This is a genomic window from Variovorax sp. dw_308, from assembly GCF_019207085.1.
GTDB lineage: Bacteria > Pseudomonadota > Gammaproteobacteria > Burkholderiales > Burkholderiaceae_C > Variovorax.
On sequence record NZ_JAATOM010000014.1, the window covers coordinates 118,990 to 134,060 of the forward strand.

10 protein-coding genes are annotated in these 15,071 nt (G+C 66.6%); 9 read left to right on the top strand and 1 reads right to left on the bottom strand.

Annotated features, from left to right (window positions below):
- The first annotated feature begins 131 nt into the window (after positions 1 to 131).
- From HCU76_RS24185 to HCU76_RS24225, 9 genes are all read left to right on the top strand, one after another.
- Entirely contained in the window at positions 132 to 1,235 is a 1,104-nt protein-coding gene (locus HCU76_RS24185; RefSeq protein ID WP_218510807.1) for a CaiB/BaiF CoA-transferase family protein, read from the top strand.
- Positions 1,236 to 1,299: 64 nt separating this feature from the next.
- A complete protein-coding gene (locus tag HCU76_RS24190; protein WP_218510808.1) occupies positions 1,300 to 2,487 on the top strand; it encodes a lipid-transfer protein in 1,188 nt (395 codons plus the stop codon).
- Positions 2,488 to 2,519: 32 nt separating this feature from the next.
- On the top strand, positions 2,520 to 2,963 hold the full coding sequence (locus tag HCU76_RS24195) for a MaoC family dehydratase N-terminal domain-containing protein (protein ID WP_213955868.1): 444 nt from the start codon (positions 2,520 to 2,522) through the stop codon (positions 2,961 to 2,963).
- A gap of 15 nt (positions 2,964 to 2,978) precedes the next feature.
- Positions 2,979 to 3,398: a MaoC family dehydratase gene (locus tag HCU76_RS24200; RefSeq protein WP_218510809.1), complete on the top strand. Its 420-nt coding sequence runs from the start codon at positions 2,979 to 2,981 to the stop codon at positions 3,396 to 3,398.
- A gap of 37 nt (positions 3,399 to 3,435) precedes the next feature.
- Entirely contained in the window at positions 3,436 to 4,263 is an 828-nt protein-coding gene (locus tag HCU76_RS24205; RefSeq protein ID WP_213955870.1) for an SDR family NAD(P)-dependent oxidoreductase, read from the top strand.
- Between the two features lie 16 nt (positions 4,264 to 4,279).
- The gene (locus tag HCU76_RS24210; protein WP_256354399.1) at positions 4,280 to 5,425 is read left to right on the top strand and encodes an acyl-CoA dehydrogenase family protein; all 1,146 of its coding nucleotides are present in this window, start codon (positions 4,280 to 4,282) and stop codon (positions 5,423 to 5,425) included.
- A 33-nt stretch (positions 5,426 to 5,458) separates the two neighbouring features.
- A complete protein-coding gene (locus HCU76_RS24215; RefSeq protein ID WP_218510810.1) occupies positions 5,459 to 7,009 on the top strand; it encodes a long-chain fatty acid--CoA ligase in 1,551 nt (516 codons plus the stop codon).
- A 77-nt stretch (positions 7,010 to 7,086) separates the two neighbouring features.
- Entirely contained in the window at positions 7,087 to 9,792 is a 2,706-nt protein-coding gene (locus HCU76_RS24220) for a LuxR C-terminal-related transcriptional regulator (protein ID WP_218510811.1), read from the top strand.
- A gap of 134 nt (positions 9,793 to 9,926) precedes the next feature.
- Positions 9,927 to 10,961, top strand: a complete 1,035-nt coding sequence (locus tag HCU76_RS24225) for a DUF1254 domain-containing protein (RefSeq protein WP_256354400.1) — start codon at positions 9,927 to 9,929, stop codon at positions 10,959 to 10,961.
- Between the two features lie 273 nt (positions 10,962 to 11,234).
- Here HCU76_RS24225 and putA read toward each other — a convergent pair whose 3' ends face one another.
- Entirely contained in the window at positions 11,235 to 15,041 is a 3,807-nt protein-coding gene (gene putA, locus HCU76_RS24230) for a trifunctional transcriptional regulator/proline dehydrogenase/L-glutamate gamma-semialdehyde dehydrogenase (RefSeq protein WP_218510812.1), read from the bottom strand.
- Positions 15,042 to 15,071 lie beyond the last annotated feature (30 nt).

Sequence of the window (15,071 nt, forward strand, 5' to 3'; positions counted from 1 at the left end):
GCTGCAAATCACCCGTTCGGACGATGGGCCTCGAGGCGATGAGCCGAACAATCAACGCATCGATCGAGGGCCGGGTCCCTGCCCCCGAAACGCGGCCCGTCAAGGCCGTTCAAATCTGGAAGTCAAAGCGAATGAGTGGTCCTTTAGAAGGCGTCAAGGTGGTCGAGATGGCAGGCATCGGGCCGGGCCCGTTCTGCGCCATGATGCTGGCCGACATGGGCGCCGACGTGGTGCGCGTGACCCGTCCCGGCGATGCACCCTTCGGTCCCGCCAACTGCGACGTCAACAGCCGCGGCAAGCGCACGCTGGTCGTCGATCTCAAGTCCGGTGAAGGCGTCGCGCAGGTGCTTGCACTGATCGAGAACGCCGACGTGCTGGTCGAGGGCTTTCGCCCGGGCGTCATGGAGCGGCTGGGCCTGGGCCCGGAGGTCTGCCTGCAATGCAACCCGCGCCTGGTGTTCGGCCGCATGACCGGCTGGGGCCAGTTCGGCCCGCTGTCGCACGCTGCAGGCCACGACCTCAACTACATCGCGCTCAGCGGCATGCTGGGCGCCATGGGCCGGCACGGCGAGCCGCCGGCACCGCCGCTCAACCTCGTGGGCGACTACGGCGGCGGCGCGATGATGCTGGCCTTCGGCATCGCCTGCGCGCTGGTCGAGGCCAGCGCCAGCGGCCAGGGCCAGGTGATCGACGCCGCCATGACCGACGGTACCGCGCTGCTGGGCTCGCTGTTCTACGGCATGAGGGGCCACGGCGCCTGGAGCGCGCGGCGCGGCAGCAACTTCCTGGACGGCTCGGCGCACTTCTACGACACCTACGAATGCGCCGACGGCAAGTACGTCGCCATCGGTTCGATCGAACCCCAGTTCTATGCGCAACTGCTTGAGGCGCTGGGCCTTGCGGACGACCCTGCCTTCGCGCGCCAGCAGGACAAGCGGCAGTGGCCGGAGCTGAAGCGCCGCGTCGCGGCGGTGCTCGCCACGCGCACACGCGCCGATTGGGTCGCGCGCATGGAAGGCACCGACATCTGCTTTGCGCCCGTGCTCGACATGGACGAGGCGCCCCTGCATCCACACAACGTGGCTCGCCGCACCTTCATCGAGATCGATGGCGTGACGCAACCCGCGCCGGCGCCGCGCTTCAGCCGCACGGTGCCCGAAGTGCGCCACGCGCCGGGGCAGCCGCACGTCGATCTCGCCGAACTTCTTTCCCAGTGGCAACCCGAGGCGAGCTGAACGCGCGCACCGGGCCCGTCGGGTCCATTCATTTCAAGTCCACAGATACAACCAGGAGAACCACATGACGCAACCAGTCGTCGTCGCCGGGGTCGGCATGATCCCCTTCAAGAAACCGGGTGCGAGCGCCAGCTACATCGACATGGGAGCCGACGCCACGCGCCAGGCCTTGGCCGATGCCGGCATCGGCTACGAGCTGATCCAGCAAGCCTACGTCGGCTATGTCTATGGCGACTCGACCAGCGGCCAGTCGGCGCTGTATGACGTCGGCCTGTCGGGCATTCCGGTGGTCAACGTGAACAACAACTGCTCCACCGGCTCGTCCGCGCTCTTCCTGGCGCGCCAGGCCGTGGAGAGCGGCATGGTCGATTGCGCGCTGGCGCTGGGCTTCGAGCAGATGCAGCCCGGCGCGCTGGGCTCGGTGTGGAACGACCGCCCGGCGGCGATGGGCAAGAGCATCGCTGTGACCGAAGCGCTGGCGGGCGACGTGGCTGGCATGCCGGTCGCGTTGCAGATGTTCGGCGGTGCGGGCCGCGAGCACATGCAGAAGTACGGCACCAAGATGGAGACCTTCGCGGCCATCCGCGCCAAGGCCAGCCGTCACGCTGCCAACAACCCGCTGGCGCTGTTTCGCAAGGTCGTGTCGGTCGATGACGTGATGAACGACGTGCAGGTGTGGCCCGGCGTGATGACGCGCCTGATGGCCTGCCCACCCACCTGCGGCGCGGCCGCTGCCGTGGTCGTGTCCGAGCGCTTCGCGAAGAAGCACGGCCTGCGCACCGACGTCGTGATCCTCGCGCAGTCGATGACCACCGACTTCCCGAGCTCCTTCGAGCCGCAATCGATGATCAAGATGGTCGGCGCCGACATGACTCGCGCCGCCGCACAGCAGGTCTACGAAAAGGCTGGTGTCGCGCCCGAGGACATCAAGGTCGCCGAACTGCACGACTGCTTCGCCCACAACGAACTGCTGACGTACGAAGCCCTCGGCTTCTGCCCCGAAGGCGGCGCCGAGCAGTTCATCCTCGACGGCGACAACACCTACGGCGGCCAGGTCGTTACCAACCCCTCGGGCGGCCTCTTGTCCAAGGGCCATCCGCTGGGCGCCACGGGCCTGGCGCAGTGCTACGAACTCACGCATCAGTTGCGTGGCACAGCAGACCAACGCCAGGTCGCGAACGCGAACCTCGCACTGGCGCACAACCTCGGCCTCGGCGGCGCCTGCGTGGTGACCCTGTACGGCCGCGCCTGATCCTTTTCCCCGATATCCAAGGAGACATCCCCATGACAGACAAGAACCTGATCGGCCAGTCGCTCGGCGGCGGCAGTGTCGAGGTCGAGAAAGGCCGCCTGCGCTTCTTCGCCAAGGCCACGGGCCAGCGCAATTCGGTGTACAGCGACGAATCCGCTGCACGCGATGCCGGCCATCCGACCTTGCCGGTGCCGCCCACCTTCCTGATGTGCCTCAACAGCGAAGTGCAGGACCTGGAATACACGTTGCGCACGCTGAAGATGGACCTCGGACGCATCCTGCACGCCGAGCAAGCCTTCGAGTACCACCGCATGGCCTACGCCGGCGACACGCTGAGCTTCGAGACCAAGGTCGCGGACGTCTACGACAAGAAGGGCGGCGCCCTGAGCTTCGTCGTCAACGAGACCCGCGTGACCAACCAGAAGGGCGAACACGTGGCCGACCTGCGCGGCACGATCGTCCAGCGCAACGGCTGAACCAGAGGAGACATCATGCAATCCCCCCGCTATCAAGACCTCAACGTCGGCGACGCGCTGCCGCCGCTCACGCTGCCAGCCATCAACCGCACCACGCTCGCGCTGTATGCCGGTGCATCGGGCGACCACAACCCGATCCACATCGACATCGACTTCGCCCGCAAGTCGCGGATGCCCGACGTGTTCGCGCACGGCATGCTGTCGGCCGCCTACGTGGCCAACCTGCTGACCGACTGGGTGCCGCAGGAGCAGGTGCGCAACCTGTCGATGCGCTTCTCGGGCATCACGCACCTGGGCAACCAGCCGACGCTGACCGGCCGCGTGGCCGAGAAGTTCGAAGCGAACGGCGAAAAGCGCGTGCGCGTCGAGATGCTGTGCGCCAGCCAGTACGGCGAACCCAAGATCGTCGCCGAAGCCGTGGTCGCCCTGAGCTGACCCCAACTTTCACCCCAACACATCGAGAGAAATACACATGAGCAAGCTCACCGGAAAAACCGCACTCATCACCGGCTCTGGCCGTGGCATCGGCCGCGCACTGGCCCTCAAGCTCGCCAGCGAAGGCGCGCGCCTCGTCATCAACGATCTGGACGCAGAGCCAGCAAACGAAGTGGTCGAGACCATTCGTGGCATGGGCGGCGAGGCTGTCGCCTGCGTCGGCAGCGTCACCGCGCCCGACTTTGCCGATCGCTTCATCAAGACCGCGGTGGACAACTACAAGGGCATCGACATCATCGTCAACAACGCGGGCTACACCTGGGACAACGTGATCCAGAAGATGACGGACGAGCAGTGGTACGCGATCATGGATTGCCACCTGACTGCGCCATTCCGCATCCTGCGCGCGGCCTATCCGGTCATCAGCGCAGCAGCCAAGGCCGAGAAGGCCGAAGGCCGCGAGGTGTTCCGCAAGATCGTGAACGTCTCGTCGGTCGCTGCTGGCGGCAACCCGGGCCAGAGCAACTATTCGTCGGCCAAGTCCGGCATCCTGGGCCTGACCAAGACGCTGTCCAAGGAATGGGGCCGCCTCAAGGTGAATGTCAATGCGGTCGCCTTCGGCTTCATCATGACGCGCCTGACCGAAGCCTCGGCCGACGGCAATGCCTCGGTCAAGATCGAAGGCCGCGACATCAAGGTCGGCGTGAACCCGCAACTGCTCGAAGCCGCCAAGCAAGGCATCCCTGCAGGCCGTCCCGGCACGCCGGACGAAGCAGCAGGCTCCATCTACCTGTTCTGCCAGCCCGAATCCGACTACGTGTCGGGCCAGGTGCTGATCTGCGGCGGCGGCCTCGGCAACATCTGACGCGGAGCGCTTCGACATGCTCGACAAGATTCGATCCCCGTGGATGGACGAAGACCTCGAAGCCTTCGCCGACACGGTGCGGCGCTTCTGCAAGGAATTCGTCGAACCCCATGACCTGCAATGGCGCGAGGACCACCAGAGTGGCCGCGAGGTCTGGCGCAAGGCCGGCGAGTTGGGCCTGATCCTGCCTGACGTGCCGGAGGAATACAGCGGCTCGGGCGGCACGCCCGCGCATGCTGCGGTGGTGGTGCGTGAACTGGGCTATGCCGGCAACACCGGCTTCGGCCAGGGCATCAGCCACATCGTCGGCCACTACCTCATGGCCTACGGCACCGAGGCGCAGAAGCTGAGCTGGCTGCCGCGCATCGCATCCGGCGAAGTCATCACGTCCATCGCGATGACCGAGCCGGGCACGGGCTCTGATTTGCAGGGCGTGCGCACCAAGGCGGAGAAGCGCGGCGACGGCTACGTGATCAACGGCGCCAAGACTTTCATCACCAACGGCCAGCTGTGCGACGTGGTGATCGTGGTCGCGAAAACCGACACCACGCAGGGCGCCAAGGGCATCTCGCTCTTCATCGTCGACGTGAACAACCCGGGCTTCCGCCGCGGCAAGGTGCTCGACAAGATCGGACAGGACGGTGGCGACACCTCCGAGATGTTCTTCGACGATTGCGTGGTGCCGGCCGACTGCCTGCTGGGCGGCCAGGAAGGCCAGGGATTTTTTCAACTCATGGGGCAACTGCCCTACGAGCGCGCGCAGATCGCCATCAGCGCCGCAGCCGCCATGGAGCGTGCCTTCGTGCTCACGCTGGACTACGCGCGCGAGCGCCGCGCCTTCGGCAAGCCGATCCTGGAGTTCCAGAACACCCGCTTCGTGCTCGCGGAAGTGAAGGCCACCGCGCTCGCATCGCGCGCCTTCGTCGACCACATCGTGCAGGAGTGGATCGAAGGTCGCCTCGACGCATCGCTGGCGTCGATGGGCAAGTTCTGGCTCACCGAGCGCCAGGGCGAAGTGATCGACAAGTGCCTGCAACTGTTCGGCGGCTACGGCTACATGCTGGAGTACCCCATCGCCCGCATGTACGCCGACGCGCGCGTGCAGCGCATCTACGGCGGCACCAACGAGATCCAGCGCGAGCTGGTCGGACGCTCGCTCTAAGCAACCCGACACACCCAAAAAAGGAGACAAGACATGTACCTCACCCAAGGCCTGCACAAGTCGATGCATGTGCGCCCCGACGCCACCGCGGTTCGCTTCATGGACAAGGAGCTGACATACGCCCAACTCGGCGACCGCGTCGCGCGGCTGGCCGGCGCGCTGCGCAAGCTCGGCATCAACGATGGCGATCGCGTCGCGATGTATTCGCTCAACTCGCTGCGCTACATCGAATACGACCTCGCCGTGCCGTGGGCCGGCGGCGTGCTCAACCCCGTCAACATCCGCTGGAGCGCGGCCGAGATCCTGTATTCGCTGGACGACTCGGGCACCACCGTGATGATCGTGGACGATGCCTTCAAGGCGGCGGCCGCGGGCATGGTCAGCCAGGCGAAGACCGTGCGCCACCTGGTCTACGCCGGTGACGGCGAGACGCCCGAAGGCATGCTGAACTACGAAGCGCTGATAGCCGAAAGCGAGCCGATCGAAGACGCATGGCGCCATGGCGGCGACCTTGCCGGCATCTTCTACACGGGCGGCACCACGGGCTTTCCCAAGGGCGTGATGCTGAGCCACGACAACCTCGGCGTCTCGGCGGTGAACGCACTCATCATCGGTTCGTGCATCGAGAAGGTTCGCTACCTGCATGCCATGCCGATGTTCCACCTGGCCGACTTCGCGCCGACGGTGTCCCTCTTCATGAGCGGTGGCACGCACATCGTGATTCCGATGTTCGAGCCCAAGCTCATGCTGGAAACCATTTCGCGCGAGCGCGTGACTGAAACGCTGATGGCGCCGACCCTGATCCAGATGACTTTAGACTGGATCGATCAGCATCCGGCCGAGGCGGCCGAGCTCGACCTGTCGTCCCTGAACCACCTGACCTACGGCGCCTCGCCGATCTCGCAGACCTTGCTGGAGCGCGCCCGCGCTGCCTTCCCCAACGTCGCCTTCTACCAGGGCTATGGCATGACGGAACTGGCGCCCGTCGGCGCGCTGCTGTTCCCCGAGCACCACCATGGCCACCTGCTGCGCGCGGCGGGGCGCGCGGCCACCACCGTCGAGATGAAGATCGTCGACCCGCAAGGCGTCGAAGTGCCGCGTGGCACCGCTGGCGAGATCGTCGCGCGCGGGCCCAACGTCATGCTCGGCTACTGGAACAAGCCCGAGGAAACCGCCAAGGCCCTGCGCAACGGCTGGATGCACACGGGCGACGGCGGGCACATGGACGACGAGGGCTTCGTCTACATCGGCGACCGGATCAAGGACATGATCATCACCGGCGGCGAGAACGTCTATTCGACCGAGGTCGAGAACGCAGTGGCTGCCCATCCGGGCGTGGCGCAGTGCGCGGTGATCGGCATTCCCAGCGAGCGCTGGGGCGAGTCGGTGCACGCGGTGCTCGTGCTCAAGGAGGGCGCAACGCTTCCGCTCGACGACTTGCGCACGCATTGCCGCGAACGCATCGCGACCTACAAGGTGCCGCGCAGCATGGAGGTCCGGACGAGCCTGCCGGTTTCCGGCGTCGGCAAGGTGCTCAAGACCGATCTTCGCAAGAGCGCGAGCCCGTCGGAGCGCGTGGACTGAGACCGCCGGCACGGGCTGGCGGAGTCGGCGTAAGCTCCGGCGTGCCTCCGAGCCGATGCCGACCACGACCCAGTTCGATGCCATCCACGCCCAACGCAGTGCTACCGGCCAAGCTGAGTGCCCCGACCCTCTCCCGCGCCCAGCTCGAGCGGCTGGAGGTGGCCGATCGCATCGGCAGCGCCGGGCCGGTGCGGCTGATCGTGCTTCGGGCGCCGGCCGGCTTCGGCAAGACGACGGCGATGCTGCAGCACGCCGCGCGCTGCGCTGCGGCTGGCATGACCACGGCGTGGCTCAATCTCGATGAATCCGACAACGACCTGACGCGCTTCCTGCTGCACTTCGAGGCGGCGATCACCAGCGCAGGGGCCATCGCGGCCGCCGACGCGCACGACGCGAGCGTGTTCGGCATGCTCGCGCGCGTCGGTGGTTCGCGGCGCGAGTTCACGCTCTTCCTGGACGACTTCGAGGTGATCCAGAGTTCGACCGTGCTCGACCTGCTGCGCCAGGTGCTCGACAACATGCCCCCGCAATGGCGCATCGTGATCGGCTCGCGCACCGTGCCTTCCCTGGGACTGGGCAGGCTGCGCGCCCACGGCCGCGTGCTCGAGATCGGCCTGGAGCAGTTGCGCTTCACCCGCGCAGAGGCGCACGACTTCCTCTGCACCCAGCGCGGGCTCGTGCTGAGCGACGCCTTGGTGGATCGGCTGTACCAGGCGACCGAAGGCTGGATCACCGCCTTGTGGCTCGCCTCGGTCGCGCTGCAGGACCACGACGATCCGGAGGCTTTCCTGCAAGCCTTCTCGGGGAACCACGCCGCCATCACCGAGTACCTGGCCGAGGACGTGCTGGCCCGGCAGGCGGAACCCGTGCGCGACTTCCTGCTGCGCACGAGCGTTCTCAGCTACCTGAGCGCGCCCCTGTGCGACGCCGTGCTCGAACGCGACGACAGCCACGCGATGCTGGCGCAACTGGAGCGCTCTAACCTGTTCCTGATGCCTGCCGATGCGCAGCGCGAGACCTTTCGATTCCATGCCTTGTTCGCCGAGTTCCTGCGCACGCAGCTGGCGCAGCGCGATCCGGAGGCTGCGTCCGCCTTGCACCTGCGCGCAGCGCGCTATTTCGAAGCGCAGGGGCGTGCAGTGCCGGCCATCGCCCACGCCTTGCGTGCACGCGATCACGCCGTTGCCGTGCAATTGCTGAAGGTGCACGGCCCGATGCTGCTGCACAAGGCCCGCTTCCGCCTCCTGTCGCGGTGGCTGGGCGGCCTTCCCGCGACGGAGCTGCAGGCGCAGCCCGGGCTCCTGGTGGTCTACGCCTGGGCACTGGCCTTCACGCATCGCCACCACGAGGCACTGGCACTGTTGCAGGACCCGCGCAACTGGACGCCGCCCGCCGACAAGGAAGAGGCCGAGAGCCTGCAAGCCCATCTGCTGGCCTTGCGCCCCATGGTGCTGACCATGATGGACAACAGCGAAGGCGTGCCGCTGGCCATCCACAACCATGCCTTGATCGACCCGCGCCACGATTTTCCCTATGGCGCCCTCACCAACACCCTGGCGATGCTCTTCGCGGCGCTCAACCGCGTCGACGAGGCCCGGGTCCTGCTGGAACAGGCGCGCCGCGCGCACCACCGGATCGACAGCACCTTCAGCCTGGTCGTGAGCGAATGCATCGAAGGCACCATCCGCTGGCGCCAGGGGCACCTGCAGGATGCTCTGGCGCGCTTTCGCATCGCGATGAACAACATGACGCTGGAGGCGTCTGGCCGTGTCGACGGCAACCCCAATGCGGCCGTGTATCTTGCCGCCGCCCTGTACGAAGCCGGGCAGCTCGAAGAGGCCGAGCGGGCGCTCGTCTCGTCGCTGCCCTTGCTGCGCGAGGTGGGCCAACTCGCCCATATCGTCGTCGGCTACATCACGCTGTCGCGCATTGCATGGCATCGCGGCGAGGCCGAGCGCGCCTTCGGCATCCTCGGCGAACTCGAATACCTGGGCCATCAGGACCAGGCGCCTCGCCTCGCTTCCAGCGCCGAACTGGAGCGCTCGCGCCTTTCCCTGCTGCGCGGCGATGTGAAGGGCGCCACCCACTACCTGGGGCGTGCGCAAGACCCGAAGCTGCTGCCGCCACACCCGGAAGATCTGGTGCCGCTGCATGACGTGGAGTCGCCCGCGCTTGCTGGGCAGCGCCTGCGCTTGCGCAGCGGCAAGGCGGTCGATGCGATCGGCGAGTTGGCGAAAGCGATCACGAGCGCGCGCGACGAGGCCAACCACCGCCTCGCATTGGTGCTGGAACTGCTTCATGCCGAAGCCTTGCAGCGCGCCGGCCAGTCGGTCGAGGCCCGCGCCGCGATCTCGCGAACGCTGGAAGCCGTCGCGGTAGAGGGGATCGTTCAGCCTTTCGCCGACGAAGGCCCGGTGGTGGCCGGGCTGGCGCAATGGTGGTGCCGCACGTTCGCGAGCAAGAAGCTGCCGGCGGGAGTCGCCGCCAACTTCGTCGAACGCCTCGAGCGGGCGTGTGCCGGCGTGACGGCGGATGACGAGGAAGACGACAGCGTCTTCGCGGCCCCAGCTGCGGAAGGGGCGAGCTTCGACGCGCTCACCTTCCGCGAGATCCACGTTCTCAAGCTGCTCTCTCGCGGCCAGGCCAACAGCGCGATCGCCGAGGCGCTGTTCGTGTCCGAGAACACCGTGCGCACCCACCTGCGCAACATCTTCTCCAAGCTGGGCGCGCACAACCGCACCGAGGCGGCGAGCATCGCGCGCAAGCACAAGCTGCTTGAGTGACTGTCTGGACGTTTCTGGCCCAGTAGCGAAGGTTCGTTTCTTGTCCCGGATTTTCAATCGATTGGGGTAATCTGGAATGCCAGTGATCTTCGACGGACTCTGGTGGGCCGACCTCACAACTCAAGGAGCTGACTTTGAAAGCATACGCATCGACCCTCATGGCCGCACTTGCCATCGGTGGTGGCTGGTCACATGCGCAGACACCCGCGCGTGATGCCTTGGTGCCCGTGACCGTCGACAACTTCATCCGTGCCGAGTCAGACCTTTACCTCAGCGCCGTCGCGCTGAAAGAGGGCGGCTTCGGCAAGTTCGAGCACCATCGCGAGTTGTCTCCGATCGATAGCCAGACCATCATTCGCCAGAACCGCGACACCCTGTATTCGGCAGCCGTGTTCGACCTCGATGCAGGCCCGGTCACGATCACGCTGCCCGACGCCGGCCGGCGCTTCATGTCGCTGCAGGCGATCAGCGAGGACCAGTACTCGCAGCCCGCCATCTACAAGCCCGGCAGGCACACACTGACACGAAAGCAGATCGGCACGCGCTATGTGATCGTGGGCGTGCGCACCTTGGTCGATCCTTCCGTGCCCGGCGACCTCGAGAAGGTCCACGCACTCCAGGACGCCTTGAAGGTCGAGCAGCAATCCGTCGGCAAATTCGAAGTCCCGAAGTTCGATCCCGTCAGCCAGAAGAAGGTGCGCGATGCGCTCATCGTGCTGGGGACGACGATGACAGACACCAGCCATGCCTTCGGACTGAAGGGCGAAGTAGACCCGGTGCAGCGCCTGATCGCGGCTGCGACCACCTGGGGTGGCAATCCCCGCAAGGATGCGATCTACCTCAATTTCACGCCGCAGCAGAACGACGGCACGACCGTCCACAAGCTGAACCTCAAGAACGTGCCGGTCGAGGGCTTCTGGTCCATCAGCCTTTACAACGCCGAGGGCTACTTCCAGAAGAACGACCTGAACGCCTACTCGCTGAACAACCTCACATCCAAACTAAACACCGACGGTTCGGTCACCATCCAGTTCGGGGGTTGCGACGGCAAGGTGCCCAACTGCCTGCCGATCATGAAGGGCTGGAACTACACCGCGCGGCTGTATCGACCGCGCGCGGAGCTGTTGAACGGCAAGTGGGTGTTTCCGCAACCTGAACAGGTGAACTGATCACCGTGACTTCATTTGGTGTTGGCGAGATCTTCCCTGGGCATTGGAGGACCGCATGCCGCAAGCAGTGCAGCCAATAGGGTGCTCGACGCGAATCTGGTTGGACCTGCGTTCATTTCGATGGCTCCTTGCCATCGCCCGGGGGTTCCAGGCGCTGCATGAGGCTATCGGAGCAAACGGAGGTGCGCGTCCCCCGCTTGGTAGTTGACGCCAGTACCTGGAACTTTGAGTGCGTTCTGGTTCTGAGCCCCCCGGGCGCGACGGCAGGCGGGCTCAGCCAATCGTCATCAGGCTCGCATTCCCGCCCGCAGCCGCGGTGTTCACGCTCAGCGAGCGCTCGACGACAAGGCTTTCCAGCGGGATGTCCGTGACGCCCGGCGCGAAAGCCCGCACGCCGACGATCGGGCCGGCGCGGTTGGCCAGCGCCAGGTTCACATCCCGCAGCGAGGCCGCGTCGCCGTGGTGCAGCACCGCATCGAAGCTGACGGTCGGGGCACGCCAGTCCTGCGCGATGGCAATCGATTGCTGCACCTCCAGCGGCAAGGACGCACGGAGTCTCTCGGTTCCTTCCCCGGCGGCCCAGACCGCCGTGCTTCCCACCGACAGCACCGCCGCGAGTTGCATCAGGCGATCCTCTTCGTTCTCGGCGAGGCACAACACGGCCTCGCGCGGCAGCAGCGTATAGACGTTGCGCTCGCCGGTGGGTCCGACCAGCGTGCGTGCATGGCCGCTGCGGGACAGGCTGGCGAATTGCCGGCACTGTCGGGCGAGCCCTGCCATTCCGACGAGTGGCGCCCATCCCGCCAGCGCGGCGAGCGCCGGGCCCATGTCGGGCGTCGAGCCTTGCGCACCGTCGTTGCCGGGGCCGGCCGCGGCAAGCGCACGCGCCATCACATCGTCCGGCCGCGATGAAAGCATGCGATACAGGTAGAGCGGACCGCCGGCCTTCGGTCCGGTGCCGGACAGGCCTTCACCGCCAAAGGGCTGCACGCCCACCACCGCGCCCACCATGTTGCGGTTGACGTAGACATTGCCGGCACGGCCGTGCTCCACGACTTGCGCGATGGTCTCGTCGATGCGGGTGTGCACGCCCAGCGTCAATCCGTAGCCGGTGCTGTTGATCTGGCCGATCAGCGTTCCCAGGTCCCGACGGCGGTAGCGCACGAGATGCAGGACCGGACCGAACACTTCGCGTTGCAGTTCGGACAGGCTGTCCAGTTCGATCAAGGTCGGCAGGACGAAAGTTCCAAGCGTTGTCGCGCGAGCGACTTCCCGCGCCTGGCGGTGCACCTTCCGGCCACGCTGCTGCATGGCGGCGACGTGTCGCTCGATGCCATCGCGCGCCTCGGCGTCGATCACGGGCCCGATGTCCACCGCCAGCGTGGCGGGATTGCCGATCCGGCTTTCGGCCATCGCACCCTTGAGCATCTCGATCACACGATCGGCCACGTCTTCCTGCACGCACAGCACGCGCAACGCGGAGCAGCGCTGGCCCGCACTGTCGAAGGCGGACGCCATGACATCGGTGACCACCTGCTCGACCAGGGCCGATGAGTCCACGATCATCGCGTTCTGCCCGCCGGTCTCGGCGACCAGCGGCACGGGTTGCCCGTTTGCGCCGAGCCTTGCCGCAAGCGTCTTCTGCAGGATGCGCGCGACCTCGGTCGATCCGGTGAACATCACGCCCTGCACGCGCGCATCGCCCACCAGCGCCGCGCCGATCGTTTCACCGCGACCCGGCAGCAACTGCACCGCGCCGCGCGGAACGCCGGCTTGCCACAGGACGCGAACGGCTTCGGCTGCAACCAGTGATGTTTGCTCGGCCGGTTTTGCCAGCACCGGATTGCCGGCGGCCAGCGCCGCCGCGACCTGTCCCACGAAGATCGCGAGCGGAAAGTTCCACGGGCTGATGCAGACGATCGGCCCCAGCGGGCGATGGGTTTCCACAGCGAACCCGTTGCGGGCCTGCGCTGCATAGAAGCGCAGGAAATCCACGGCCTCGCGCACCTCGGCGATGCCGTTGGCGTAGGTCTTGCCGGCCTCGCGCGAGAGCAGGCCTAGGAGGCGCGCCATGCCCTCTTCCAGCAAACCGGCGGCACGGTCCAGCCGATCGGCCCGCTCGCTGGGCGCCGTCGCTGCCCAGCCGGGCGCTTCACCTTGCGCGCTGGCGAGGGCCATGTCGACGTCCGCGAGCGTGGCTTCCTGCACTTCGCCGACGATGTCGCGAAGGTCCGCAGGATTGCGCACCGGTTCGGCCGCGCGCGTCGACGAAGCATCCGCCAACGGCTCGGCGAGCAAGGGCCCGGCGGTCCACGATTCGGTGGCGCTCGCCTGAAGCACATCGCGAAGCGCGCGCAGGCTGTCGTCGTTCGACAGGTCGAGGCCCCTGGAGTTGCGGCGGGCCTGCCCGTAGATCGCCGTCGGCAGCGGAATCAGGGGATGCGGCAGTCCGACGGCGCCCTCGGTCGCGGCCATCTGCTCCACCGTGGCGACGGGGTCTTCCACCAGCAGGTCGATGGCGATGCTCGGGTCGGCAATCCGGTTCACGAAGGACGTGTTGGCGCCGTTTTCCAGCAGCCGGCGCACCAGGTAGGCCAGCAGTGTCTCATGCGTGCCCACCGGCGCGTAGATGCGGCAGGGGCGTCCCAGCTTGCCATCCGCGACCGGGCCGACGACCTGTTCATACAAGGGTTCGCCCATGCCATGGAGGCACTGGAATTCATACTGGCCGGGCGCATAGCTGGCCGGGTCGGCCATCTCGTAGATCGCGGCGAGCGTGTGCGCGTTGTGCGTGGCGAATTGCGGGTAGATGGCCTCGGGCGCCGCGAGCAGCTTGCGTGCGCAGGCCAGGTACGACACATCGGTGTAGGCCTTGCGCGTGAACACCGGATAGCCTTCCAGCCCATCGACCTGGGCGCGCTTGATCTCGCTGTCCCAGTAGGCGCCTTTCACGAGCCGGATCATCAGCCGGTGATGGCTGCGGCGCCCCAGGTCGATGACGTAGTCGATGACGAAGGGGCAGCGCTTCTGGTAGCCCTGGATCACGAAGCCGATGCCGTTCCAGCCCGCCAGCGCCGGCTCGAAGCAGAGCTTCTCGAGCAGGTCCAGCGACAACTCCAGGCGATCGGCCTCCTCGGCATCGATGTTCAAGCCGATGTCGTAGCGCCGGGCCAGCAGCGTGAGTTCGCGCAACACCGGGTACAACTCGTCCATCACGCGTGCATGCTGCGCGCGCTGGTAGCGCGGATGCAAGGCCGACAGCTTGATGGAAATCCCGGGGCCTTCATACACGCCGCGGCCTGCCGATGCCTTGCCGATCGCGTGGATCGCCTGCTCATAGGACACGCGATAGCGGTGCGCATCCTGGGCCGTGAGCGCGGCTTCGCCGAGCATGTCGTAGGAGTAGCGGAAGCCTTCCGCTTCGAGCTTGCGTGCGTGCTCGAGCGCCTGCCGGATGGTCTCTCCGGTGACGAACTGCTCGCCCATCATGCGCATGGCCATGTCGACGCCCTTGCGGATCAGCGGCTCCCCTCCCTTGCCGATCAGGCGCGTCAGCGTGGTCGACAGGCCCGATTCGCTGTGCGTCGCGACCAGCTTGCCCGTCAGCAGCAATCCCCAGGTGGCGGCATTGACGAAGATCGACGGGCTGCGCCCGGCGTGCGTCTGCCATTGGCCGTCGGCGATCTTGTCGCGGATGAGCGCGTCGCGGGTTGCGGCATCGGGGATGCGCAACAGGGCTTCGGCCAGGCACATCAAGGCCACGCCTTCCTGCGAAGACAAGGCGTATTCCTGGAGCAGGCCCTGGACCAGTCCGGCCCGCCCCGACGCATTCTTGCGGTTGCGAAGCTGGCTCGCGATGCGATGCGCCAGCGCGTGCGCCGCGTCGGCAACCGGCGGCGCCAGCCGTGCAGCCTCCAGCAGTGGCGGCAGCGCCTCCGGTTCCGGGCGGCGATACGCCGCCGTGATGCCGGCGCGAAGCGTGCCGGATTCGACCAGCCCGTCTGCGAACGCGCCAAACGGCGAGGTTGACGGCAGGGTTGGCGGCGAGCTTGGCTGGCTGGAGAGTGGATTGGTGGTCATGGCGCTGCGTTTTTGGTGAATTGACCAATA